Consider the following 25,519-nt stretch of genomic DNA (forward strand, 5'->3'; position numbering starts at 1 on the left):
ACAGTTTGGGTTTTCCGTCAATTAGTATTTTTCGAGGCTTCGCTTTGCTGAGCTGACGCAATCGCCGTATCCGCTAGCGTCCTCGCTGTCAGCGTAAACTTCATCGCAGATCTGCTTCGCTTGCTGCGTCGAGGATGCTGTATGTGCCGGTGGATTGCAGGCTGAAGTATTCGCCGCAATTATGGCGGCGATAATCAAACCTAAAGCTATCAGCGTATGACGGGGCTCCATGCTTCGGTTTCCTCGAACAGTTCGTCAGTCGTTGTCCTTGCCTACCGTCACTCCATCCACTGTCAGGGTCAGGAAAACAGGCCAAGTCGAACCGTTCTTGATATCCCACACATAAAAGTGCTTGCCAGGAGTGCCCATAATCTGTGAGTTGTCCTCGACCTGGCGTCTCGCCTGCTCATCCGGCGCGATTACCTGGACGGCGTAACGCGGACGGCCGGTATCTAAGCCATACGGACCAGCCTGTTGAATCGCCCCCGGTTTTATCGGCAGTGAGTGCCCACACGCAAGTCACTTAGATCCAGGCGCTGATCAATGGCACGCAGGTGACCGATCACCGGCCAACACCAGAGGCAGCTATGGATCGCAAGCGGCCTGTCCGGGCATGGACGCCTCAAGCTAGGCCCAAGCAAGCTTCTTGACGGGCAATATTAAAACACCTGAAGGGCAGCAATCGGCCAAAAGCGGACTCTGGTCGCGATTGCGTTCATTCAGGAGCTCCCGAGCTGGCGCAACTACGATGAGTAGTTTTTTTAAATAAAGAAAGGTGCACGACGGCACCTCTCTATTTAGTTGCATTACTCCGAGGACGGGGAGAGCCGCTTACCAACTCATCCTCAGTCCTAGGTTCCCAGTGACGCCCTCCAGCTCATTGGCGTCCAAGTTGGTATTGTAGTCTGCGGCCAGGTACACGCTGACCGTAGATGACAGTTTGGCAACCACGCCTACACCCAGATCGGCGGAGGATGACTTGTGATCGCTCTTGATCCGGTCAACATTGTCATAGGTGACCGTGTCGCTGCCGCCGAAGGTCCGCCAGGCGTTGGCCCGCAGGTACGGTTCGATCGGCGTGTTCTGCACCAGGTAACGCCCCTTCAGGCGTGCGCCGAGGCGACCAGTCCAGTAGTCCTGGGAGTCGAATGACACTTTGGAAATGCCGTCGTTCTGGCTGTCCATGTTCATCTGCTGGTTGATCATCTGCACCTGCGGCTCCACCACCCAATGCTCGGAGATTGCAATCGGATAGCCAGCTTCGGCAGACAACGCCAATGCATGCCCCTTGCTGTCCATCTTCACGCCACGGTCGGATTTGTTATTGCCGTCCAGGCGCGTGCCCATGGCTACCAGGTCCACATACCAGCCTGCTTTGGGATCGGTGAGAGTCCAGTAGGCGCCGAAGTTGTCGCCGTCGAGTTTGACTCGGCCCGAACGACGGTCCTGGAAGCCTTCGGCAAAGCCTTTGACGTCGCCCCGCAGTTGGCTCTGGCCGACAAACAAGCCGAAGCGCTGGATCTGCCCGCCGCTGGTTTCAGACGCGTAGAGATCGTGGCCCACCTGATAGCCTTTGACCGTACCGTCGAAGCTCGGCGACACCGTGCCGGTCCAGCTCTTGTTGAAGTCAATGCCATACGCACGGCCCCAGCCAGCCGGGACGGCGCCGGTTTCGCTAAGAAGGCTTTGTTCGCCCTGGCGGTCATGGAAAGTACCCAGCGCTTGCAGGGTCATCAACTGCGCCGCCGGTACGACCACCGAATACACCGGGACTTCCAGGCGATACAGCGGAATCGGGTCGGCACCCGCCACAGCCGTTGGCAGCGGCGGTGTGGTGGCGGCAGGTTCCGGCGATACTTCGGCAGGCACCTGGGTTGGCGGTGGGACCGGGGGCTCGACCGGCGCGACAGGTTGCGGTGTTGGCGGCTCAACCGGTGGTTCATCCGGGTCGACTACCGGCGGCACGGGTGGAATCGGTGGCTCCGGCACCACCACTGGCGGTACCGGTGGAGGGGTTGGCACTGCCGGTGGCTGTACAGCCACCACAGAGGAACGCAGATACCAATTGTTTTCTGACCCGGCGGTGACACCGCCCTTGAACAGGTAGTACTGATAAGCGCCGGCAGACAGCGAGCCTTTCAAGGCAAAGGCATCGGTGGTACTGACCGCACCGTTGAGAGCCTGCACTACTTCGATCCCGTTGTTTTGGGTGAGGCCGCCAAGTCCGCCAAGGTTGGTGACCGCCAGTTGGGTGTTGCCGCTGATGGTGCCGTCCGAGACCACCAGTTTATCGCTGGCCGAGGAGTCATCCCCAAGCACGGTTTGCAGCCACAACTGGCCGTTGTTACCGACGTAGTTGCCGTGCACCGTCAGCGAGTCGGTGGCGCTGTTGCTGCCGGTGATCATGTCGATGGTGCCGGCGTTGTTGAGGGAGGCCAACTGGCCGGCGGTGTAGGGCCGGATACTGCCTTGGGTCACGGCCAGCACACTGGTGTTGTCGATAGAAAACGTGCCGGTATTACTGGCGCTGTCGCCGAGGAAAAAGTCCCCGGCCAGGTCGAAGTGTGAATTGTTGTTGAGGTTGACGGTCTCCCAACCAATGTATCGAGAGGCCATACTGGAAGTGGTGTTGTTGAAGGTTAGTTGATCATTGCCCAGGCCGCCGTCGATGGATGGGGTGGCGCTCAATAGGCTTTCGGTCAGGCCACTGAGTAGCGCGGTATCGTTGCCGTCGCCCATCAACACGGAGGATTTGATCTGGCCGCCATTGAGCCAATTGAGCGTGTCGTTGCCGACACTGGCGCGGATCTCGCCGTTGATCACGCCGCCGCTGACGGTGATGCTGTCATTACCACCGCTGACGCTGATATTACCGCCAATGGTGCCACCTGAGACGATGATCCGGTCGGTGCCAAATCCGGTGACGAGGTTGCCGAGGATCGAGCCGCCGGACATGTCGTAGATGTTGTTATCCAGCTTCATGTCGACCCGGCCGATGGTGCCACCCGTTTGCTGCGCCACGTCGCCGTCTTCAAAGGCTCCGACGATGGTGCCGCCCGTCATCAGGAAGGTATCGCGGCCATCGCCTTGGGCAAGGGACTGGATCTGTCCTCCTGTCATGACAAAATCATCAATGCCGTTGCCCTGGGAAACCGCACCCGTGACCGTCCCGGCGCTGATACGGAAGCGATCGGCGCCGTCGCCTTGAGTGACGTTACCGACAATGCGCCCGGAGTTCATGTCGACGACGTCGGCGCCAGGCCCGGTGAGGATGTTACCGTTGATAGTGCCGGTGCCGCCGGTTGGGAAGGTCAGAGTATTGTTGCCCACCAAGTCGGTGAGCCCCGTGGCACTGGTGCCGCTGTCGCAGATGTAAGACTCAACGCCGGGGCCGGGAGTGAGTACGCAAGCCGCTTGCGCCTGTTGTAGCGCAAGACTCAAAAGCGACAATGCTCCCACTTGAAGGAGTCCATTTTTTCCGACACGCAGCGCAAGGTGCATAAGTTCCCTCTCATAACGGCAATGTTATTCTAATAGTGTACGAAAAATTGATTTTGTAGTTGTGTCTAGACCATAGGCACGATATCTACAAGTAAATGGGTATTTGGATTGACGGGTGACACGATTCACGTTGCGCATGGCTTTTTGCCCACGGAATACCATTTGAGCCGCCGCATCTCATCTACACTCGACAATTTTCGATGAATAAACACCGCGGAAATAGAGATGGCATAATCATGGCGACCGGAACAGCGAAGTTGTTCAATGATGCGGATGGATCGGGGATCATTACTCCTGATAATGGAGGCGAGGATCTTTTTGCGCATTTCAAAAGCATTCAAGGTGATGGCTTTGGGAGATTGCACGAGGGGTAGAAAGTTGAGTCCCAAGTTGCACATGGCCCGAAGGGATTGCACGCCGATCTTATTCGCGCTGTGCTAGGCGGGCGAAAACCCATGGGGACTGTTTGCGAGTGAGCCAGAGGCCCCGCCGCAAGTTAGGGTGTGCCGAGGGCGGCATGGATGCGACCCTCGGTAGTCTGTAGATGTGCTTACTCCTCAGCCTCGCGGCAGTTAACCTCATACCGGACAACACCTTCCCACTGGCTATCTTCGACACGTGTCTGCGCGACCGCCTCCGCCGTGCTGTTCGACTCGATGGAGACATCACCCTGTCGGGCGTCAGAGCCTTGGCCATTGTTGATGGTTTTGTCGTAAACCGCGCAGTCGAAGTTCTTGGCCCAACTCAGCGCTGGGGTAATTGCTAGCGTCAGCACAATCGACAGGATTTTCGCTTTTTAGCGTTCACGATGAAGCTTTGAAGTGACCACAGTTTATTAGATGTTCTGAGTGTCTGGTTTTTGGCAGGAAGCAGCCCCGGGTCAACGTCCGCTTATGGCCGTTCACTGTCAGTGATGGTTGTTAGGGGGGCAAGTCCGTTGCAAATTGCTGGTTAGGTCGATTGCAAATGAGTCGTCAAGTCAGTGCAAATATCCAGGTGTCAGCGGATCTGGAGAAGTGGCTCCAGCCAGCGGCGTGTTCAGCTAGTCTTCCCACACCAGTTACTCAAGGACGATCTCCATGCCAGATAACTCTGAAGCCAACATAGCCACAGCGGACGCTCTCACACTGCTCCTGCACAACCAGCACGCCCTAGCAGCGGCCCTTGAAGAAGTGACCAAATGTATCTCAGAGAATGGAGTGGGAAGTGTCGCCGCTAACGCAATGGGGGCCATGGAAACGCTGGACAAGAATGCACGAGCCATTACCGATGCGATTATGCGCCTACGCCAGTTATAGGCATCATCTAACACCCGCTCCCCCTTGCAGCTAGCGAAATGATTCTGCTGAATCGACCTTTAATCTGTCACTCGATTCACTGGAACTAATCATTTGAGATGTGGGGAGTACCGATGCGAATTGACTAGCCTTGTTCCCCACTAGAGAGTAATGCTCAGAACACATTCCGGTGCGGGAAACCGTCTTGCCATGACTAGCTGTTAGAATAGCGCTGGTTTCCAGGACGCCCAGGAGCAGTTTTTGACCCTGTATGAGCAGCCTGATAGGCCTGCCAGCTCTGCCGGTGAATTGGACGCTGTCAGGGCCAGCTCTGAACGGGTGCTGACGAATGATCGGGGGTGAGTCTAGGTGATCCAGGAGGTGGCAGCATGATTGACCTAGTGATAATGGATTGACTACTATTCATCTGCACGTAGGCGTGAACCATAGGATAGTTACAGGGATCTTCGGATTGCACCCCGCTTCTGATGAAAGTCAGATGGCCCAGTGCCAAGTAACAGCGTCCTGCCCCGTCGAACGCATGCAATCGACGGCTGAGAATCCCGCCTAGAGCGGGATTCGCCGTTTCTGGCCCTTCACTTTTGCGGCTTCGGCCGATTCCGTAATTCCTTGGGGTATTGGCCCTTGGGTTTTCTTTGCGTATCCATCGCGACCTTGAAGACACTGAGCCCCTTTTTGTTGATCGGGGTTTCCGGTGAGTCTTCGCCAGTGCGTGCGAAATACGCTCTGGTGACGTGAATCCGCAGCAAGCGGTGTTCGCGATAGAAGGTTAGGCACACTTTGTACGGTTCCAGCAGGCGATAGCTCTGTTCAACACGCTCATGGTGAAAAACCGCTCCCCTTCCGTGTGTTAGATCGTAGCGGCTTCCAGCTTCTCTATGATGCCCTTGAGCTGCTTGGAGGCGCCGTAGCGTTTTAGGCAGACCATTTGCTCATGCCGACCGTCTTCGTATCGGTAGGGAGTGTAGTCCGAAGTGCGGGATCAACTCGGTCATCGGCTCAGCATCCAGCTTGCCGATTACACCTGAATTTCTTCCAAAAATGCACGAGCATTGTTTCTAAAAGATCCCGTCATTCGATGGCATCCCTCCTGTTTGGAATCTACAGACGAGCTTTACCTCAGTACCGCACGTTCCTGCTGCGTATTTACACACTCTGGGCCAATAGCGGCCTCGCCATCAGGGATTCGAGCTGACTATTGCGGAGAATCATACGTCGACAGAAAGCTGGGTATTCTCGACTTCGTTTTTTACTTTGATGAGAGGATTAAGTGAAAGCAATTGCTGGGAGTCTTTGAGCGTAATAGAGCGCTCAAGTAATCTACGTGCTCAATAGTAATTGATGGTAAACGTCGCCGTGGCGTTGGCTGGGCCTGCAGTAATGTTGTCGCCAGTTTGGATGTAGCGGGCCTTCAGCGGGATGGTATAGCTGGCGTCCTCCACGGTTCGAGGTGTGATGCCGCTGGCACGAAGCGTGGCTAGTGGCAACGGCGTGCCGATGCTGTCGGCGACTTGCAGGCCGACGCCGGTGGCGGCCGGGTCTTCACCCGGTGCACTGGGGTTGAGGCTCATGATGCCAAGGTTAGGGGTGATCGCGGCTCTGGTCGGATCGAGGCGCACCTGCAGGACGTTGTTTTTGCGCATGGTCAGGTTGCTGGCCATCCCATTGCTCGCCCAATGAGGACCAATGTCTTGGTAATAACCCCTGAAGGCCGGGCAGTTGTTCAGGGCGATGGAGAAGTCTTTCCATGGCGTAAAGGTGTTCCTGCCTGAGAACTCACTGGTCATATGTGTACCCATGGGTACGGCGACGTCGGGCGTAGAACAGGTGCGCGAGACGATGAAAATGCTGCCGGAGAAACCCACGCGCTGAATTTCAACATTGTTGCTGGTGATACGCGACTGGGCCATCGTCGGTAGCGACACCCCCTGAATCGTGCCCGGTGACACTTCACCGATCTTGATTAATGACATATCGAACGCCAGTGGCGCCTGGATTGACAGGACACAGACGTTCGTTCCACCACCACAGTTCGTGCCGTTGGTCGATGCCGGAAGTGCTACTCCATTAAACCAGAGAGCCACACCGATGCCGGGCACACCCGTCTGATACACGCGTCCTCCATAGGGGGTACCCGCCCAGCTTGACAATGGCAATGGCGTTGTCGGCAACCATCGTTTGGCCTCCATGTTATATAGACCGGGCGAGCACGCCAAACTTACTAACGTTGAGGCGTCGAACGTTTGCCGATAGATCTCTGCCCCCAAAGGCACATCTCTGCCGACGGTCAGATAGCCCCCCAGCAAAGGCTGGGTACGGATCATGCTGGATGTACCGTCGGCGAAGCTGCAATTAGCCAAAGCCGTCCCCGCCAACAACGACAACCCCAACACCGCAGCACTTGCTTTCATCACGTTCATCACTTGGTCTCCTGTGCGCTGTTCACAGAAGCAACGCGGTTATCTGGTTGGTTGGCCGAGCACACCGCGTCCACTTGCTGCAGGTGCTTGCCTTCGCTTTTCACCGACGGCAACGGCAATGCACATTGCTGCCCGGCCTGAGTGCCCCAACTGATCAGCAGTCGGTGCGCATTGTCCTTGACCCGTGCATAGAGCTGGCCGCCCTGGCCAACCACACCTACCGACACGCCGCGGTCATCGACCACGCTGGCGCCGAACGGCAAACTGCTGCCGTCGGTCAGGGTTACGATGAGTAACAGCGCCTGGCCGTTGTTGGTACCGTATTTGAGCGCCACCACGGCACCGGCTCGCGGCGCTACTTGCTGGCTGGTTTCGCTCAACTCGACGTTCATGTCGGTGCCTAGCGGATCGATAGCCACTTCGTTCAATTCGTATGGTCGCAAGTAAGGCACCACCGCATTGCCACGCTTGTCGAGGCGCAGGCCGGGGAAACCGACCACTTTGGCACCTTCGGCGCCTTTGGCAGTTATCACTGCCATGGTTTCGCCGCGATAGGGGGTCAGCGTCAGGCCGTTCGGGTGTACGACCACGCTGCCGCTGGCGTTCAGCGACAGGCTGTCGTAGCCAGCGCCGTGGCTGACAGTAGCGCCGACGATGGCTTTGGGGCCTATGTACTGGCCGTTGACTGAAGTACTGTTTTCGCGCGTTGCGCCGTCATGCCCTGCGGTCACGCCATAGTTGTACTGGCGATCGACACCGGCAGTGCCGCTGAGCGTTGCCTGCTCGCTGTAGGCGCCTTGGGTGTCACGCATCAAACGTGCGGACAGTTGTGGATTGTTGATCGAAGAGCCGAATTCCAGCGGCATGCTCACCGTGAACAGCAGGCTGTTGTCCATATCGCCTATGCCCATGCGCGCACGGTTGGCACTGACGCCGTAACTGACCGATCCGACCTGCTTGTTGTAGCTGAACTGGTACTGCACGTCGCGGCCCGGCAGGTTCCAGTAATTCTGGGTAAACCCGTTGAAGGCCACCTGGCCCCATTCGCCCAGGCTCTGGTTGGCGGTCAGCGACAAACGACTGCGCGCGCGGCCATACAGGCGGGTGTCCAGGCCCCTGCGCTCGGCATCGAGCAACTGCACGGCATTGCTGAAGTCCAGGTAGTTTTCCGTGGAGAAGCGCGTCGCCGCCACGGCGAGGTTGCTACCTGTGCTAAGGATGTTCTTGCTGTAGCTCAGGCGTGCACTCTGGCCGGTGGCGGTGCCGCTTTTGAGTTCGGTCTGCGCGTGGGTGACGTCTACCGCCACAGCCCCGACCGGCGTGCTGAATGCCAGGCCGCCGAGGGTCGAACGGTAGTCGTCACTCAATTGCGCACCGCCGTACCCGGTGAAAATGTTGCTCAGTCCACGCTGATAGGTGCCCTGGAAAAGCTTCGCCTGGCGGTCGATGTAGTTGTTGCGGGTTTCACCTGCGGTGACGCTGAAACGCGAAGTCCCTGGGCGCAGCAACTGCGCGGTGGAGGCAAATGGCACGATGAATGATTGTTCGCTGCCATCGGCTTCGTAGACAGTCACGTCGAGGTCACCACCATAACCGGTCGAGTACAGGTCATCGATTACGAAAGCGCCCGGCGCCACTGTGGTTTCATACAGCAGGTTGCCGGCCTGACGGATCGCCACGCGCGCGCTGGTGCGGGCAATGCCGCGGATAATCGGCGCATAGCCACGCCGGGACTCGGGCAGCATGCGATCGTCGGTGCCCAGTTGCACACCGCGATAAGCCAGAGTGTCGAAGATCTCGCCGCTGGTGTTGGCTTCACCCACGGTCAACTGGCTCTTGAGCGAGGTGATATCGCGCTGGGCGTAGGTATTGAGGGCCTGGTAGTTCTGACCGTAGAAGGTGTCCCAACTGGCCGAGCCGTTGTGGCGCAAGCGCCAATCGCCAACGTTCAACCCGGCATTCAACCCCAGGTACGCCGAGTCATAATTACCGGTGTCGGTCTTGTTGTGGTTGGCGTTGAAGTTATAGCTCAGGGTTCCGGCGGTGACGCCGCGATCCCACAGTTCAGGGCTGACATAACCACGCGCATCACGACGCAAGGCAATCTGCGGAACGCTGATATCCAGTTGCTGGCTGGACGGCGAAAACATCGCCGTCGCGCCCTCGATCAACCCTGCGATATCGAGGCACTCGGCACCGCTTTCCACGCTTGTCATGGCCTCGGCGGACAACCGTCGAAAATCCACCCCGATCAGTTCAAGCAGGCCACGGCTGAAGCACATCGTCGGGTGGCTGCCGTCGTCATTTGCGTTGATGCGAATGTCCTGGCGCGTCACCAGTTTGCCGTTGACCGCGACATCGGCACGGTACTCGCCCGGCAACACCGGGTTGCCCTGCTGGTAGGCGCTGAGGTCGAGGCTGCGCGAGTCTTCAGGCAAAAATGCGTCGTTGAATTGCACGTCTTCGGCCCATGCCGCCTGGGTGGCAAGCGCAACTGAAGTGCCGGCCAGTGTCTGGAGTACCAGGGAGGCCAGCGGATTCAGGGCAAAGCGAGGCCGAGCCTGCGGGCGCGCGCCCAGGCGTGGGAGAGTCTTCATAGGTTACTCGTGCGCTAAAACGTTCGCGGGAAGATCAAGGCTTGAGCGGTTGCTTCACCGGCACCAGGGCGCCATAGTCGTTGATGGCGTTGAACTCGACCTGCGCCGCAGCACCGGGCATCGACTTGAGCGTGGGCAAGGCAAAAATCTTGGTTTCACCCGGGCCGACCATGCCGTTTTCACTCTCGAAACGTTGCGTGCCAACCGTCAGAGCCAGTTCGACCTGGGACATATGAAACGCGGTCGGATTGAAGGCTTGCAGGGCGAAACCCTGTTCTGCCGGTACGACTTTCCATTGCACCTGCTGCAGGGTCTCGACAGGGTTCCCTGGCAAGCCGTCAGGACGGTAAAAAATCTTGATACGCGAACGAAATGCCATCTGCAGCACGTTCAGGTCTGCCGGGCCTTCGGCTTTTGGCGGGATCTCCAGCACGTTTAACCAGAACACCGACTCCTTGTTGGCCGGTAACGTTGCGCCAGTGAACATCAGGCGCAGGCTCTGGCCTTTGCTCGGATCAATACGCGACACCGGGGGCGACAATACAAACGGAGCCTTGGAACTAGTCGGGCTCGATTGCATATCACCGCTGTCGACCCAGGATTGCACCAGCACGGGACGCGCGCCGTTGTTGTCCAATTTGACAGTGATTTCTTTCTGACTCGCCGGGTAGACCAGGCGCGTCCCGGTGATAACCACACCAGCCTTGGCTTGCGAATACATCAGCATGGACAGCATCAGTAATGCGCTTATTCGAATAACACTTGCGTAACGCATGACGCACCTCATTTGCCACACCCTGACGTACCCTGTCCGCCTTGGACAGGGTACGTCAGGGTGCTGTCGGCTTACTGGTAGTCGACGTTGTAGGTCACGGAGCTGACCACGGTGCCTGGGGTGGTGGCGCCGGTTGCGAAGTACTGCACGGCATATGGCATGTTGGCGGCGCCGGTTCCGTCTATGGTGTTGCGGGTGGTGCTGGTGATCTGGTTGGTGTTACCCGCCTGAATCGCTGCGCCGCCCTGCAGGTCAACCAGTTGCAGTTGTACATTGGTCGCGGTGCCCGTCATGTTGTTGAGGTTGCCGCTGATCGGGTCAACCGTGGCACCGGCGTTGAAGAAAGCCGCGGCGGTGGTTGCGGTACCAACGCAGTTGCTCAACTGGATGTTGAAACCGGTCTGGCCTTCAACCTGGCCCGGAGTGGTCAACAGGCCGGTAGAGATGGTCGGCAGGGTCACGGTGGCGATGGCAGGCGACACCACGCCGTCAACGGCTATGGTGCAGGTCTGGTTACGCAGTTCACCGTTGAAATTGATAGTGCCGTCGGCGGCATTGGCCAATTGTGCTCCGGTTGCGGAAACCAGTACGGCGATGGCGAGAGCTTTGCGATTCATGGGACAACTCCAAAAGTAAGGTACGAGCCTGTCGCGAAAGCCTGGATGGTTGGAGGACGCGAAATGCGTCGAGCGTTACAAACCATTTGCTGGGCGACAGGGTGATCTTGTGCTTTGGGAAAACTTATTTGTGTAGGTGCGTTCCCTGTGATTTGTAGGAGCTTTCCTACAGGCTCCACTAGCATTGCCGCTCAGATGTTGTATCTCGGCTAAAACTAGCAAAGCACGAGCTTGCTGTTTTATGTACCAAACAAACTCACCCTTTTCGATCATCGCGGTCTTAACGCCCGGGATTGGCCGGAGGCAACGTTTGCAAGTGTTCCGGATGAGTTATTCACTACAGTGGGACGCTAGTTGCACAGGGAAATTTCCCACAAGAAGCAAGGCGGTTTCCTTCGTTGAGGGTTGCCTATGCTCGTCATTATGTCCGTCTTCGAGCTTGAAAACGGTTGATGACAATGCCTTCACCACGTGTCCTGGTTATGGAAAACCAAAGTTTCCAGCGCAGTGCCCTGGTTAATATGTTGCGACGGCTCGGGGTGCGGGAGGTGTTGCAAGCCAGTAATAGCGAACAGGCGATGATCCTGATGCAGCGCACCGGCGGCGTGGATATCGTGCTGTGCGACCTGTGCGACAAGGGATTCGAGCAGGTGGAGTTCCTGCGCTATGCCAGCCAGATCGGCCTGGTTCAGGCGGTGGGGTTGTCCAATGAGCTGCGTCCGGAGCTGCGCCGGGCCCTGGGACATCTGGAATTTTTGTCGGGTGTGCAACTGCTGGGTATCTTGAGTACGCCTTTGCAGCCGCAAGCGCTGGACCGCTTGCTTAAACGGTATCGCTCGATACCGCCGGCGGCGCTCAAGCCCCCGGCCATGGCCCCGCTGCCCAGCGAAGAAGAAATACAACTGGGCCTGGCCCTGGGTGAGTTCCGCGGCTGGTTCCAGCCCAAACGGATGATGAACGATGGCAGCCTCGCCGGCGTGGAGGCTTTAGTACGCTGGGAACACCCGGCACGGGGCTTGCTGTTGCCCAAGGACTTCCTCGCGGCAGTGCTGGCCTATGACCTGATCGATGAAATGTTCATGCAACTACTCGAACAAGGGCTGAAATTGCTCGCCGTACTGCATCGTCAGGGCACCGTGCTGGAAATGTCTTTCAACCTGCATGCCTCGCAACTGGCCCGCCATGGGCTGATCGAGCATATCCAGAGCGCGCTGCAACGCCACGATCTGTGCGCTTCGGCGCTGGTGTTCGAGCTGGCTGAAAACGGCTTGCTGGACTTGCAATCCCCCATCCAGGAAAACCTGCTGCGCCTGCGCTTGATGGGCTGCGGTTTGTCGATTGATGATTTTGGTGTGGGTTTCTCGTCACTCAAGTTGCTGTGCCAGTTACCGTTCAACCAGATCAAGCTCGATGGAGACCTTATCCGCACCCTGAGCGAACCGCGTAGCCAGGCCATGGTCGGTAGCACCCTGGCATTGGCTCGCTCGCTGGACATGAGCCTGGTGATTGAGGGCGTCAGCAGCCGACATATTCGTGATGCCCTGATCAGCCTCGGTTGCGAGGTGGGGCAGGGGTTTTTCCTGGCCCGGCCAATGACCGGCCACGACCTCCTGCATTGGTTGGCGCGGCAGGACGTACAGTCGGCAAGTTCGCCGGTGGGCTAAGCAGCAAAACTTCAGAATTTTCCTACACTTCAGTCGTGTTCGTGTAACTTGAGCGACGCATCGGCTGGTCGTTAATCCATCGTTTTGTGTAGCAGGTGCTTCTGTCACCGGATCATTCCGGCGCACCTACAGGAGGTTACATGTATACCGCTTTGGTTGTGGATGACCATCCCTTCATTCGCTCGTCCGTCAAAATGCTGCTCAGCCAGGTTCAGTTCAAAGTCGTGGCCGAAGCCGATAACGGCTCAGATGCGGTGCAGTTGGCACGGGAGCATGTGCCCGACCTGATCATTCTCGACATCGGCATGCCCAAGCTCGACGGCCTCGAGGTGCTCAACCGAATCACGTCCCTGCGCCTGCCGAGCAAAATCCTCGTATTTACCTCGCAATCGGCGATGTTTTATTCAATGCGCTGCATGAAAGCCGGTGCGGCTGGGTTCATTTCCAAGACCAACGACATGGAGGAAGTGACCAAGGCAATCAAAGCCGTAATGGACGGCTACACCTTCTTCCCCAATTTGGCAAACAGCTCGGTACGGCGCAATGATGCCGAGGCTACGGATCACGAGTTGATCCAGAATCTCTCTGACCGCGAATTAACCATTTTGCAACAACTGTCCCTGGGGCTGACCAACAAGGAAATCGGCGACGCCATGCTGATCAGCAATAAGACGGTGAGCACTTACAAGACCCGTCTGATCGAAAAGCTCAACGTGAAATCGGTGGTGTACCTAGCCGACTTTGCCAAGCGCAATAACCTCATCTGAATGAACACACTTCTTCGACACGGCTTGCTGGGCCTGCTGTTGCTCGGAACCCTGGGCAAAGCCCTGGCGGCGCCGCAAATGCTCAAGCTGCATGGGCGCTCCGACGTCAACGACTACAGCGTGGGCCTGGACGAGGCCGACTGGAGCTGGCTGCGGGGCAAGGGCACGCTGGTGTTGGGATCTTCAGCGCCGGACTATTCGCCGTTCAGCATTACCAGTAATCGCCACGACTATGAAGGTTTTACCGCCGACTACGCGCAGTTGGTGGCGCAACTGTTGCATATCAACGTCCGCGTTCATCGGTATGCCTCGCGGGATGAGGTGCTGGCGGCGCTCAAGGCTGGCGACGTCGATATGTTGGGCAGCTCCAACGGTTTTGAAGCAGCAGACCCGGAACTGCAACTCTCCAACGCCTATGCAGAGGACCAACCGACCCTGGTCACTCGCGTCGGCGACAGCCAGAACCTCGACCCGGAACTGGCAGGCAAGCGCGTGGCGATGCTTTATCACTACCTGCCGCCCAAAACCGTTGAAGACTTTTACCCGAAGGCCAGCTTGCTGCTTTACCCGTCCACCCTCAGCGCCATCGGCGCCGTGGCGTTCGGCCAAGCGGACGTGTACCTGGGTGATGCGATCAGTGCCAATTACTTGATCAACCGCAACTACCTGAACAATGTGCAACTGGCGGACTTCTCACGCCTGGAAGTCAGCAACTTTTCGTTTTCGGTCAAGCGGGATAACGGGCGGCTGCTGCGGATTATCAACGCGTCATTGGCGGCGATCCCGGTTACCGAACGCCAGACAATCCTGCGCCGCTGGAGCGCTGGCGGCGCAAGCATGCCCGGCCAGCGTCCGTTGCATTTCAGCGTCAATGAGCAGCGCTGGCTGGATAAACATCCGCGGTTGCGGGTGGTCGTGGACGACAGCTTTTTACCCATATCGTTCTACACCGACGCAGGCGAGTTCCGTGGCATTAGCGCTGATGTGCTGGCGAAGGTCGCGTTGCGCACCGGATTGAAATTCGAGGTGCAGCGGGTGAATTCCGTAAAGGAGATGATTGAAGCCATCACCACTGACAAGGCGGATCTGTTGGTCACCCTGACGCCCAGTGATGAGCGCGAAGCGGTGCTGCGTTTCACGCGACCATACCTGGCTACACCGTTCGTGCTGGTGAGCAGCAATAGGCCCGGCAGCCCTAACACGCTGGATGACATGAATGGCAAGAAGCTTGCTGTAATCCGCGGAAACGCCACCCGTGACATGCTCATCGAGCAGTACCCGGGCATTCGCCTGGTGGATGCGGAAAACGCTCAGGACGCAATGGCCATGGTTGCCAACGGCCAGGCGGATGCAGCAGTCAACTCGCTGATTACGGCGCGCTACATGATTTCGCGCCAGTATCGTGACCGCTTACGAGTGACCAGCACCGTTGGTGTGACCAACGCCCGGGTGGCTTTCGCCACCGCAAGGGGGGCACTGGAGTTGTTCTCGATCATGGATAAGGCGTTGCTGAGCATTGCGCCCGAAGAAATGGATGAGCTGACCAACCGTTGGCGCAGCCAGGTCGTGGTGGGTGACAGCTATTGGCTGCGCAACCGCAGCGCAATCATCCAGGGTTTCGTGATTGCCGCCGTGTTGCTGTTGATTGCCCTGGGCTGGATCGCCTACCTGCGGATGCTGATGCGCAAGCGCAAGCAGGCCGAGCAGGCGTTGAGCGACCAGGTTGAGTTCATGCGGGTATTGATCAACGGCACACCGCACCCGATCTATGTGCGCGACCGGCAGGGCAAGCTGCTGATCTGTAACAGCGGTTACCTGGAAGTGTTCAACGTCGAGCGCGAGCAGGTGATCGGCAAGACCGTATTGGACGGTGTGCTGGGCGACCCGGATGAGGCCGCCGCGTATCACCGTGACTATCTGCAGGTGATGGACAGCGGCGAAGCGCAGCTACAGGACCGCAGCCTGAGCATGCCCGATGGCCGAGTATTGACCATCTACCACTGGATGCTGCCGTACCGCAGCAGCACCGGCGAAGTCAGCGGCATGATCGCCGGCTGGATCGATATCAGCGAGCGCCAGCGCCTGCTGGAAGACGTCCACGCCGCCAACCGCGCCAAGACCACCTTCCTGGCGACCATGAGCCATGAAATTCGTACGCCTATGAACGCGGTGATTGGCATGCTCGAACTGGCGACGAAAAAGGCTGACCAGGGCGTGATGGATCGCTTTGCGATTGACGTCGCTTCCGGCGCGGCGCGGGGCTTGCTGGACCTGATCGGCGACATCCTCGACATTGCCCGCATCGAGTCCGGGCGTCTGTCCCTGAACCCGGAGCGCGCCAATCTGCGGGAACTGCTGGAGTCGGTGGTACGCATTTTTGAAGGCTTGGCGCGGCAGAAACAGCTGCAACTGCAGCTGGACCTGGATGCCGGGGTCAATTGCGATGTGTTGATCGACCCGCTGCGTTTCAAGCAGATCGTGTCCAACCTGCTGAGCAACGCCATCAAGTTCACTGCCCAGGGCCAGGTGCGCTTAAGTGTTCGAACGGAAACGGGCAAGGAGCAATTGGGGGTAAGACTGCAGGTTGAGGACTCCGGTATGGGCATTGGCGAAGAGGACCAGAAACGCCTGTTCAGCCCCTTTACCCAAGCCAGCAACAATGACCAGTCGGCTCGCAGCGGCTCCGGCCTGGGCCTGGTCATCAGCCGCACACTCTGCGAAATGATGGGCGGGCGCCTGACCCTCGACAGCACATTGGGCAAAGGCACGCGCATCGACGTGCGGCTTGACCTGACCACGCTTGAACCGTTGTTCGACGCCGCCCCGGTCGAGGATGAGCCGGCAGTGATGAACCACGCATTGAACATCCTGATAATTGATGATTACCCGGCCAACCGTCAGTTGCTGACCCAGCAACTCAATTACCTGGGGCACCGGGTTGAGGATGCTGAAGATGGCGCCCATGGGTTGCGGGCCTGGCGGAACGGGCAGTTCGATGTAGTGATCACCGACTGCAATATGCCCCTGATGAACGGCTACGAATTGGCCCGGGCGATCCGCGCCGAAGAGACGTCCCGTGGCTTGCCACCGAGCCTGGTCCTGGGGTTTACCGCCAATGCGCAACCGGAAGAGAAGGTCCGCTGCCTGGCGGCCGGCATGGATGACTGCCTGTTCAAGCCCATCAGCCTCAAGGATTTGAGTGTACGCCTGGCAGGCCTGGCAACCGAGCAGAGGCCTGCGCAACCCTGGTTTTCGGCAGATGACGATATCGACCTAAGCAGCGTTGAACATCTGGCTGGCGGTAACATCGCCTCGATCAAAAGCCTGCTGGGCGACCTGGCCGGCAGTAATGAGCAGGACATGGCGCGCCTGATGCAGCTGTTTACCCGCCACGACCTGCAAGGCCTGGCGGACCTGGCCCACCGGGTCAAGGGCGGCGCGCGGATCATCAAGGCCCAGGGGCTGATTCGCTGTTGTGACGACCTGGAGGCTGCCACCAAGCGAGCAGACGCCACGCTACTGACCGAGACGGTGGATGCGCTGCATCAACAGATGGAGCTGCTCAGCGAACGTCTTGAGCGTTACCTCGCCTGAATATTAGGAGAGGAGGCAGCAGTTGGCAGCAGGAAATTTCCTACAAAAATGCGGCAGCGTTCATACGTCATTTACTCATCACAACTCCGATACTGAGCCTCGTTGAACGGCCCCACCGACCAAGCGGACCGGGCCCTGCAACCTGATTGAAGTCCTCACTGGGCTTCAGACTTTCCTCATTATCTGGATTACGTTATGAACAAGTTTGCGCTCAAAGGTCTGTTTGCCGCTGTCGTCCTCGCCGCTGGTTCCCAAGCTGCCATGGCCGCTGACGGTGAAATCAACTTCGTCGGCAGCGTGACCGACAACACCTGCCCAGTGGTTGTGACCGACCTGAACGGTTCGGCCGGTGCCGGCGATGTGGGCCTGGGTGATGTACCTGCCACCTCCCTGGCTACCACCGGCGCTGTCGCCGGTGGCGGCGCGTTCACTCTCACCATCGACACTACCGCCCCAGGTTGCAACGTCACCGGCAAGAGCGCCGTGGTCAAGTTCCTGTCCCTGAGCGGTACCGCTGGCGCCAGCGGTCAGTGGATTGGTATCGCCCCGGAAGCGGGCCACGCTACCAACGTTGCGGTACAGATCAAGGACGCCACCGACAAGGACGTGCAACTGGGCCTGGAATCCGCTCCGTACCTGGACCTGAGCCAGCCGCTGCGCTTCACCGCCAACTACATCGCTACCGGCACTGCGACCTCCGGCCCGGCTAACGCCAAGGCTGCGTTCACCGTCGAGTACCAGTAAGCCCTGTTGATGCGCCGCTGCAGCGTTGATGCGCGCAGCGGCCATCCCCTCGCTCACGGCAAGAGGATGATCGAAATGAACGTTTCCCCCTTCAAGAAAGCATCGGCCCTGGCGCTGTTGCTCAGTGCCGCACTGCTCAGCACAGCCAGCCACGCTGGTGTGATGCTCGGCGGTACGCGGATCGTGTTCGACGGCAACAAACGCGATGCGGCGATCACCGTCAGCAACACCACGGCGCAGCCGTACATGGTGCAGACCTGGGTCAACACCGAAGCCGATGACATGACCACCGCCACGCCCTTCGTGTCCACGCCACCGCTGTTCCGCCTGGACCCGCGCAAAGAGCAAATGGTGCGTATCCAGAAAGTCGCCGGCAACCTGCCGACCGACCGTGAATCGGTGTTCTATTTCAACGCTCAGGAAATCCCGGTCGCCAGCGAAGGCAATGCCAATACGCTGAAGATCGCCATGCGCACCCGCGTCAAATTGTTCTATCGCCCGGCCGGCCTCAAGGGCAATGCGATGGAGGCACCGTCGAAGCTGACGTGGAGCCTGGCGCAGGAACAGGGCAGGGCAGTACTGGTGGTCAACAACCCGTCGCCGTTCCATATCTCGTTTATTGGCGTGACCGCCAAATCCGCCGGCCAGAGCGTCGAGGTCAACGAGCCGACGATGGTCGCGCCGATGAGCAGCCAGCGCTATCCGCTGCAAGGTTTCAAAGGCACCGGCGGTGAAGTGGTGTTCTCGGCCATCAACGACTACGGCGGCTACAGCGAGCCGCAGACCGTGCCACTGAACCGCTGATTCCTTTTCTTTCTGTAGACGTTTGCGCGTGCCACGGCTGTGGCGCGGCGGCCGGGTATTGCCATGCGATTCGATAACTCCTTCAGCTTTAGTCGTTTGCCCTTGTGGGTCGCCGTGGCGGCCGCCTGTGCCGGTGAGTTGGCCGTGGCCGGTGAGCCCGCCAAGTTCGATGCCAGTTTCATGCAGTCGTTTGGTGGCACCGATGCCGGGCCAAACCTCGACCTGGATGCGGTGGCTAACAGCGGCAGCATCGGTCCTGGTACTTACCCGGTACTGATTCGCCTGAACCAGAGCTTTTTCGACCGGCGTGACATGACCTTCATCAAGGACGAGCAGGGCAGCGACGTGCGGGTATGCCTGTCCGAAGCCTTTCTCAAGGAGCTCGGGGTGAAGCTGGATGCGTTCAAAGTACCCGGCGAAACGCTGCCCGCGTGCATCGACCTGGCTGCGCTGATCGAAGGCGCCTCGGTGACCTTCAACGCCAACTACCTGGCCCTGGATATCAGCGTGCCGCAGATCGCCTTGAGCCGGGATGCGGCCGGCTACGTGGCACCGTCGGAATGGGACCGCGGCATCAATGCCGCAATGCTCAACTACCAGTTTTCCGCCGCGCAAACCACCAGCGATGCTCGTGGCACCGGCAACCAGTACAACCTGTATGCAGCCGGTGGGTTCAACCTCGGCGACTGGCGTTTTCGCTCCAGCTCATCGTTCCGCCAGGACGATGAAGGTGGACGCAAGTGGCAGCGCAGCAATACCTACGCACAACGGGACATCACGCCGCTGAAAGCCACGCTGACGATGGGCGAGAGCTTCACCCCCGGCGATGTGTTCGACAGCGTGCCGTTTCGCGGTGTGCAACTGGCTTCGGACATGGGCATGTTGCCGGACTCGATGCAGGGCTACGCCCCGGTGATCCGTGGCATTGCCGAGACCCAAGCTAAGGTCGAAGTGCGCCAGAACGGCTACTCGCTTTACACCACTTACGTGGCGCCGGGCGCTTTTGAAATCAACGACCTCAACGCGGCCTCGGGCAGCGGCGACCTGGAAGTGATCATCACCGAAGCCGATGGCCGCGAGCGCCGCTTCACCCAGCCGTACGCGACCCTGGCCAATATGCTGCGGGAAAAAACCTGGCGCTACAGCGCGACAGTGGGCGAGTACAACTCGGCCAATGGCGGCGAGCGGCCAATGTTTACCCAGGCGTCGCTGGCCTATGGGTTGCCGTTCGACCTGACGCTGTACGGTGGCTTTCTGGGGGCTGATTTTTACCGTGCCGGTGTGGTTGGCGTGGGTAAGAGCCTGGGCAGCCTCGGCGCCGTGTCGATCGACGTCACCCAGGCCCAGACCGACGTACCTACGACTGTCACTGCCAAAGGCGAAAGCAAAAAGGGCCAGAGCGTCGGCGTGCGCTACGGCAAGGCGTTTGAAAGCGGCACCTCGGTTCGCTTCGCCGGTTATCGCTATTCCACCGAAGGCTATCGCGACTTCAGCGAAGCCGTGGATTTGCAGCAACCCAACGAATACAGCCAGTTCTCCAAACGCAGCAAGGTCGAGGCAAGCGTCAACCAGGCCCTGGACAACTACGGCTCGCTGTATTTGAACCTGAGCAAGCAGAACTACTGGGGCACGTCCCGGGAAGACAAGCAGATGCAGTTGGGTTTCAACACCCAGTATAAGGGCGTGACCTATGGCGTGTACGCCAGCAAGACTCTGACAGACGACTTCGGCTCCAACAACCAAGTGGTTTTCACCGTGTCCATGCCCCTGGGGCAAACCCGCAGCACTGGTACGTTCAGCGTCACCCGCAATAACGACGGCAGCCTTGATCAACGGGCCGGCCTCAGTGGTCGCGATGGCAACCTGAACTATAACGTCAACGCCAACCGCGTGGAAAACACCGGAAACAATGGTTCGGCGTTACTGGGCTACCGCGCACCGTTTGCCCAGTTGGGCGCCGGTGTGAGCGTCGGCTCGGGCTACCGCCAGACTTCGGTCAGCGCGGCTGGCTCGGTGCTGGCCCATGGCGATGGCGTGGAATTCGGCCAGACCCTGGGTGAAACCGTCGCACTGGTAGAGGTCAAGGACACGCCGAAGGTTGGCCTGCTGAATGCCCCGGGCACCCTGACCAACGATCGCGGGTATGCCCTGGTGCCGTACGTCACGCCGTATCGCAAGAACCGCGTGGCCGTGGACACCAGCGAGCTGGATACCAGCGTCGACATCGCCGAAGGCGTGACCAATGTTGTGCCGCGTCGCGGTGCGGTGGTCAAGGCGGTATTCGCCGCTGGCCGTTCGGAAAAAATACTGCTCAACGTGCGCCTGCAGGACGGCTCGCTATTGCCTTTCGGCACCACCGTGCAGGACGACCAGGGCGCCAGCGTTGGTGTGGTTGGACAGGCGGGGCAGGTGTTGCTGTCTGCCAGCAAGGGCACGACATACACGATGAAGTGGGGTGGCGAGGCTGCCCAGCAATGTGAAATCAATTTGGATATCAGCAGCACGCCAGCCACCGACGGTTACCGGGTGATGGATGCTGTTTGCGGAGAATCTCGTCCATGAAAACTTTTAGTGCTGTGTCCTCGACCCAAGACTTGGCTTTGCCCGCGCGTAATGTCTGGAAGAAACGCTTGATGATGAGTGCGCTGGCGGTGCTGCCGGTGGTTATTTCACAAATGGCTGCGGCTGACTGTGCTGCCACCGTTGCGACTCAGAGCATCCATGCCGTAGGTGACCTGTTCATCCCTCAGGACGCCCCGGTGGGATCGACCATTGGCGCGGTCAAGTACACCCGGTTTCCTATTATCAACTGCGCGACGACTACCCCGTTTTCGATCCAGTCCACCATGCTGACTGCCAAGGCGCCTAACGTCACAGCAGCCATTGGTGCAGTGCAAGGCAGTCAGCTCTACACGACTAACGTTCCAGGAGTCGGAGTCGGAGTAGTCAACGAAAGCCGGCCCGCCTATATGTGCCTGACGTCTGGCAGCTGGTACTTCCCGCTCACGTTCAACGGCTGCAATACCGGTGGATTTAGCGCCAACACCAACAACAGCCTGATCCTGATCAAAACCGGACCTATCCCGGCAGGAATCAACGATTTCGGCAACTTGCAGGTGTACACCGTCGATATCAACAACAACGGCACCCCGTTCAACTGGATCGATGGCCGCCTGACCGGAACCGTGACCGTGGCGGGCTGCAGCATGCCCGCAGCCGTGGGCAACATCATCGATGTGCCCATGAAGAACTGGGAGAAGCGCGTGTTCAACGGCCCGGGAACCGTCACGCCCACCGAAGGGTTCAACATCGCGCTCAACAACTGCGTGGCCGGGACCTATGCCGGAAATCCTACCTGGAACTATTTTCGCGGCAACAACGCGAACATCCGCCTGGACGGCGCCAAGGGCTCGATGATTGTCGACGCCAGCCAAGGTGTGCTCGGCCTGAATAGCGAAGCCACCGCCACAGGCGTCGCCGTGCAAGTGCTGAAGCAGGATGGAACCCCGCTGCCACTGGGCGTCGACGTGCCGATCATGCCGGTCCAGGACGGCAATACCAACTTGCAGTTCGGTGCCCGCTATATCCAGACCGCCGGCGACGCTACCGGGCCACAGCCCGGCAGCGCCACCGCGACCGCCAACTTCACCATTACCTACAAATAGGAAACTCCCCATGCAACGGTTTACCCGTCGCTTCATGGCTGCTTGCGTACTGTCCACTGTGGTTGCCAGCGGTGCAGCAATCGCCAACGATCACCCGACCATCCGCGCCATGTCCGGTGCCGAGCAGATTAAGCAATTGCCGGCCGCCAAGACCGCGCTGATCGTGATCGACTTCCAGAACGAATACTTCACAGGGCGCATGCCGATCCCGGATGGCGCCAGCGCCCTGGCGAAAGCCCGTGAGCTGATCAACTATGCCGATAGCCACAAGATTCCGGTCTACCACGTGCAACACGTGTCGCCGGCCGGCGCTGCGGTATTTGCCATTGATGGCGAGACCGTGAAATTCCACAAGGACATGCAGCCGCGTCCTCAGGATCACGTCGTGCAAAAGAACACCGTCAGCGTGTTCGCCAGCACTGACCTGGCCGCACAGTTGAGCAAGGCCGGGATCAATACGCTGATCATCAGCGGTCTGATGACCCACGCCTGTGTCGCCGGTGCAGCCCGTGATGCAGCGCCACTGGGCTTCAACGTAATCGTGGCGTCCGATGCGTCCGCCACCCGTGCGATCACCCGCCTCAATGGCCAGAGCGTCGACAAGGACGCCTTGCATCAATCGGCACTGGCCGAAGTCGAAGACACCTTCGGCGACGTGATGACCACCGAGCAGATCATCAAGCTGCCCGTGCGCTAAATCGCTGCAACCCGCCCGGCGTCACACCCGGGCGACCTTATTCCTTTCAGATGAGCCGACTTCAATGACGAGTTTTCCCATACGCGTGCTGGTTCTCGAGGATCATCCTTTTCAACGTGCCGTCGCAGTGAGTATGTTGCGCCAGTTGGGTTGCCGCGAGGTCTTCGAGGCAGTGGACGGCTTACACGCCCTGGCTGTGTTGGATCAAGTGGGCGCAGTGGACATTGCCCTGTGCGACCTGTGCATGGAAGGCATGGATGGCCTGGAGTTTCTTCAGCAGGTGGGAAGTTCCGGATTGGTCGGCTCAGTGATTATCAGCAGCTCCCTGTCGGCCGATGTACGCCGCACGGTTCAGCAGATCGTTTCGTTGCTAGGCCTGGAAATGCTCGGGGATGTCGGAAAGCCGTTGCAGGCGCACACTCTGGAGAACTTGCTAAAAAAGCGCTCCAGTGGCCCTGGTGTCGCGCCGCCCGACGCTGTGCCGGTATGCCTGGCCAGCGATGAAGAAGTGCGTTGGGCCCTCAACGAACAGCAATTGCAAGCCTGGTACCAGCCCAAGGTCGACATGAATACCGATGACGTCTGCGGCGTGGAGGTGCTCACCCGCTGGGTGCACCCGTTGCGCGGCATCCTGTCACCGGCGGTGTTCATGCCCGTGCTGGAACGCTGCGGCTTGCTCGATACGCTGCTGTTCATGCAGATGAACCAAGCTCTGAGCCTGCAGCGACTGGCAAAAAACACCGGCCTGACGCTCGACCTGTCGTTCAACCTGCACACCAGCCAACTGACCAACAGCAACCTGACCGCGGTGATCAAAGGCATTCTGTCCCTGCACGAAGCAGTGCCCGCCAGCCTGACCTTCGAACTCACCGAAAGCGGCTTGCTGGAAGCCCCGGCCACCAGCCTGGAAACCCTGGTACGCCTGCGCATGATGGGCTGCAAACTGTCCATTGACGACTTCGGCGCCGGCTTCTCGTCGTTGCAGCGCTTGTGCCAGCTGCCGTTCAACGAGATCAAACTCGACGGTGAGTTTATCCGCACCTTGCTCCACGAACCGCGCTGTCAGGCAATCGTCAGCAGCACCCTGGCATTGGGGGAAACCCTGGGGATGTCCGTGGTAGTGGAGGGCATCGAGACTGAGGAACAGCGCGAGTCGTTGCTCGCGATGGGATGCACTCAAGGGCAGGGCTACCTGTTCGCCCGGCCGATGAATGATGTGGATCTGCTGCGATGGCTACCGGCCGCGTCGAGAATTGATGGACAATCATGATCTGCCCTGCGGCCACTATGTATGAACTAAAATCCGCGTACTGAACCATCCTGTTTTCGTTGAAGCGTCATGCCATTGTCTCAGCCTTGGAGCGGACCACATGCGAATGTCTGCTTTTGGCCGAATGCAGCCGTTCAAGGATAGCCAGATGCGGGTCCTAGTCGAACTTATCGTGGAGATGCAAGGAATTCCTGGTAAGCGGCCGATTTCATAACGTGATTGAGTCTTAAGACGGCATCAGCAAAATATGCGTAGCGCCGATTCGTTCCAGGTAATCCTCCCCAATCAGCTGTGGGTGGTACTGCATATCGGCTTTCATGTCATCCGGATGCATGAAACACATGCGGCCGATTACGCTCGGTATTTGGTTCACCACGCCGTACGTGGTACCGAATGTCATATCAATCACCTCATGGCTCGGCAGCGTGAGCCACGCATGCAGATTCAGCGCTGGTGAAGGTATTCCTTTTTTCAACATCGTCTTAAGCTCTTGGTGATTGCTATGAAACACATTGCAGCGATTGTATTCGACGTACCCTAAGGTGAAGGCAAGCGGCATCCCCAGTGCCTCTTCCAATGGGGCTTTCAGCATTAAAGTTACAGCGAAACACTGCTGTGATACTTCTTCAGCCTGGTAATTGCCTAGATAAGCTGTCACCACTTGCTGGAAAACTTTGAGGTTGTGCTCGCCGGCAAACCGCTCTTGGGTGCGACTGAAACCCGAGGGCGCCAGTCCCCCAGACTTTGCTTCGCTTCAAGGCTTGGTCAAATCGTCCTTCATAATAGCGGGCTTGTTGGCCGGAAAACTACCTGATCCATGAAAGCAATGGAGACCCCTTGTACAGATGGAAAATTGGAAGCTTCGGGCCAGAGGGATAGGAAATCAAGGGGTACGCGCGTTGTGCGTTTTTGACAAGCCACCAACTTTGCATGAGTTAGTTCTTACTGGCGACTTGTCCGCCGCCAGGGAGAGGGCTATGTGAGATGCTGTCGAAATAGTGGTGGCTAATAACACTTCTCAGTTATTTAAATTGAATTAGAAAAGTACGAGTGGAGTCATGATTCAGCTGCTACTCAAAAATAAAACTTTTGAGCCTTACGCCTTC

At 58.5% G+C, this 25,519-nt stretch carries 17 protein-coding genes; 11 read left to right on the plus strand and 6 right to left on the minus strand.

The features are described 5' to 3' along the window. Positions 1 to 831: 831 nt before the first annotated feature. Positions 832 to 3,501 (minus strand): autotransporter family protein, encoded by a 2,670-nt coding sequence (locus JFV30_RS32765; RefSeq protein WP_201126274.1) that lies wholly within the window; start codon positions 3,499 to 3,501, stop codon positions 832 to 834. A gap of 236 nt (positions 3,502 to 3,737) precedes the next feature. Here JFV30_RS32765 and JFV30_RS32770 point away from each other — a divergent pair, with 236 nt between their 5' ends. Both JFV30_RS32770 and JFV30_RS33370 read left to right on the plus strand, forming a co-directional pair. Beyond that, a complete protein-coding gene (locus JFV30_RS32770) occupies positions 3,738 to 3,875 on the plus strand; it encodes a cold shock domain-containing protein (protein ID WP_201126283.1) in 138 nt (45 codons plus the stop codon). A 705-nt stretch (positions 3,876 to 4,580) separates the two neighbouring features. After that, positions 4,581 to 4,799: a hypothetical protein gene (locus tag JFV30_RS33370; protein ID WP_242487220.1), complete on the plus strand. Its 219-nt coding sequence runs from the start codon at positions 4,581 to 4,583 to the stop codon at positions 4,797 to 4,799. Between the two features lie 1,328 nt (positions 4,800 to 6,127). On the opposite strand, the gene JFV30_RS32775 is transcribed toward JFV30_RS33370, so the two are convergent. The 4 genes from JFV30_RS32775 to JFV30_RS32790 form a co-directional block, all read right to left on the minus strand. Next, positions 6,128 to 7,219, minus strand: coding sequence for a fimbrial protein (locus JFV30_RS32775; protein ID WP_169388455.1), 1,092 nt, complete (start codon positions 7,217 to 7,219; stop codon positions 6,128 to 6,130). Next, positions 7,219 to 9,816, minus strand: a complete 2,598-nt coding sequence (locus JFV30_RS32780) for a fimbria/pilus outer membrane usher protein (protein ID WP_201126275.1) — start codon at positions 9,814 to 9,816, stop codon at positions 7,219 to 7,221. The genes JFV30_RS32775 and JFV30_RS32780 overlap by 1 nt, the downstream gene beginning before the upstream one ends. Positions 9,817 to 9,850: 34 nt before the next feature. After that, positions 9,851 to 10,591 carry a fimbria/pilus periplasmic chaperone gene (locus JFV30_RS32785; protein ID WP_201126276.1) on the minus strand — a complete coding sequence of 247 codons (741 nt, stop codon included), beginning with the start codon at positions 10,589 to 10,591 and terminating at the stop codon, positions 9,851 to 9,853. A gap of 71 nt (positions 10,592 to 10,662) precedes the next feature. Further along, positions 10,663 to 11,208 (minus strand): fimbrial protein, encoded by a 546-nt coding sequence (locus JFV30_RS32790; protein WP_201126277.1) that lies wholly within the window; start codon positions 11,206 to 11,208, stop codon positions 10,663 to 10,665. 482 nt (positions 11,209 to 11,690) lie between these two features. On the opposite strand from JFV30_RS32790, the gene JFV30_RS32795 reads away from it, so the two are divergent. From JFV30_RS32795 to JFV30_RS32835, 9 genes are all read left to right on the plus strand, one after another. After that, entirely contained in the window at positions 11,691 to 12,872 is a 1,182-nt protein-coding gene (locus JFV30_RS32795) for an EAL domain-containing response regulator (protein WP_242487221.1), read from the plus strand. A gap of 140 nt (positions 12,873 to 13,012) precedes the next feature. Then, the gene (locus JFV30_RS32800) at positions 13,013 to 13,639 is read left to right on the plus strand and encodes a response regulator transcription factor (protein WP_169388459.1); all 627 of its coding nucleotides are present in this window, start codon (positions 13,013 to 13,015) and stop codon (positions 13,637 to 13,639) included. After that, a complete protein-coding gene (locus JFV30_RS32805; protein WP_201126278.1) occupies positions 13,640 to 17,233 on the plus strand; it encodes a transporter substrate-binding domain-containing protein in 3,594 nt (1,197 codons plus the stop codon). It abuts the gene before it with no gap. 195 nt (positions 17,234 to 17,428) lie between these two features. Beyond that, positions 17,429 to 17,977, plus strand: a complete 549-nt coding sequence (locus JFV30_RS32810; RefSeq protein ID WP_169388461.1) for a fimbrial protein — start codon at positions 17,429 to 17,431, stop codon at positions 17,975 to 17,977. A 75-nt stretch (positions 17,978 to 18,052) separates the two neighbouring features. Further along, positions 18,053 to 18,781 (plus strand): fimbrial biogenesis chaperone, encoded by a 729-nt coding sequence (locus tag JFV30_RS32815; RefSeq protein WP_169388462.1) that lies wholly within the window; start codon positions 18,053 to 18,055, stop codon positions 18,779 to 18,781. 63 nt (positions 18,782 to 18,844) lie between these two features. Further along, positions 18,845 to 21,343 (plus strand): fimbria/pilus outer membrane usher protein, encoded by a 2,499-nt coding sequence (locus JFV30_RS32820; protein WP_201126279.1) that lies wholly within the window; start codon positions 18,845 to 18,847, stop codon positions 21,341 to 21,343. Beyond that, positions 21,340 to 22,446 (plus strand): fimbrial protein, encoded by a 1,107-nt coding sequence (locus tag JFV30_RS32825; protein ID WP_201126280.1) that lies wholly within the window; start codon positions 21,340 to 21,342, stop codon positions 22,444 to 22,446. Before JFV30_RS32820 ends, JFV30_RS32825 begins: the two co-directional genes overlap by 4 nt. A gap of 10 nt (positions 22,447 to 22,456) precedes the next feature. Further along, positions 22,457 to 23,143, plus strand: a complete 687-nt coding sequence (locus JFV30_RS32830; RefSeq protein ID WP_169388465.1) for a cysteine hydrolase family protein — start codon at positions 22,457 to 22,459, stop codon at positions 23,141 to 23,143. A gap of 64 nt (positions 23,144 to 23,207) precedes the next feature. Further along, the gene (locus JFV30_RS32835; RefSeq protein ID WP_201126281.1) at positions 23,208 to 24,413 is read left to right on the plus strand and encodes an EAL domain-containing response regulator; all 1,206 of its coding nucleotides are present in this window, start codon (positions 23,208 to 23,210) and stop codon (positions 24,411 to 24,413) included. A gap of 226 nt (positions 24,414 to 24,639) precedes the next feature. On the opposite strand, the gene JFV30_RS32840 is transcribed toward JFV30_RS32835, so the two are convergent. After that, entirely contained in the window at positions 24,640 to 25,005 is a 366-nt protein-coding gene (locus JFV30_RS32840) for a hypothetical protein (protein WP_201126282.1), read from the minus strand. Between the last annotated feature and the right edge of the window lie 514 nt (positions 25,006 to 25,519).

This window comes from Pseudomonas sp. TH32 (assembly GCF_016650855.1).
Taxonomy (GTDB): domain Bacteria; phylum Pseudomonadota; class Gammaproteobacteria; order Pseudomonadales; family Pseudomonadaceae; genus Aquipseudomonas.

Coding starts and splice junctions, on each gene's coding strand:
- JFV30_RS32765 (WP_201126274.1), bottom strand. CDS start 3,501: ATGCACCTTGCGCTGCGTGTCGGAAAAAATGGACTCCTTCAAGTGGGA.
- JFV30_RS32770 (WP_201126283.1), top strand. CDS start 3,738: ATGGCGACCGGAACAGCGAAGTTGTTCAATGATGCGGATGGATCGGGG.
- JFV30_RS33370 (WP_242487220.1), top strand. CDS start 4,581: ATGCCAGATAACTCTGAAGCCAACATAGCCACAGCGGACGCTCTCACA.
- JFV30_RS32775 (WP_169388455.1), bottom strand. CDS start 7,219: ATGAACGTGATGAAAGCAAGTGCTGCGGTGTTGGGGTTGTCGTTGTTG.
- JFV30_RS32780 (WP_201126275.1), bottom strand. CDS start 9,816: ATGAAGACTCTCCCACGCCTGGGCGCGCGCCCGCAGGCTCGGCCTCGC.
- JFV30_RS32785 (WP_201126276.1), bottom strand. CDS start 10,591: ATGCGTTACGCAAGTGTTATTCGAATAAGCGCATTACTGATGCTGTCC.
- JFV30_RS32790 (WP_201126277.1), bottom strand. CDS start 11,208: ATGAATCGCAAAGCTCTCGCCATCGCCGTACTGGTTTCCGCAACCGGA.
- JFV30_RS32795 (WP_242487221.1), top strand. CDS start 11,691: ATGGAAAACCAAAGTTTCCAGCGCAGTGCCCTGGTTAATATGTTGCGA.
- JFV30_RS32800 (WP_169388459.1), top strand. CDS start 13,013: ATGTATACCGCTTTGGTTGTGGATGACCATCCCTTCATTCGCTCGTCC.
- JFV30_RS32805 (WP_201126278.1), top strand. CDS start 13,640: ATGAACACACTTCTTCGACACGGCTTGCTGGGCCTGCTGTTGCTCGGA.
- JFV30_RS32810 (WP_169388461.1), top strand. CDS start 17,429: ATGAACAAGTTTGCGCTCAAAGGTCTGTTTGCCGCTGTCGTCCTCGCC.
- JFV30_RS32815 (WP_169388462.1), top strand. CDS start 18,053: ATGAACGTTTCCCCCTTCAAGAAAGCATCGGCCCTGGCGCTGTTGCTC.
- JFV30_RS32820 (WP_201126279.1), top strand. CDS start 18,845: ATGCGATTCGATAACTCCTTCAGCTTTAGTCGTTTGCCCTTGTGGGTC.
- JFV30_RS32825 (WP_201126280.1), top strand. CDS start 21,340: ATGAAAACTTTTAGTGCTGTGTCCTCGACCCAAGACTTGGCTTTGCCC.
- JFV30_RS32830 (WP_169388465.1), top strand. CDS start 22,457: ATGCAACGGTTTACCCGTCGCTTCATGGCTGCTTGCGTACTGTCCACT.
- JFV30_RS32835 (WP_201126281.1), top strand. CDS start 23,208: ATGACGAGTTTTCCCATACGCGTGCTGGTTCTCGAGGATCATCCTTTT.
- JFV30_RS32840 (WP_201126282.1), bottom strand. CDS start 25,005: ATGCTGAAAGCCCCATTGGAAGAGGCACTGGGGATGCCGCTTGCCTTC.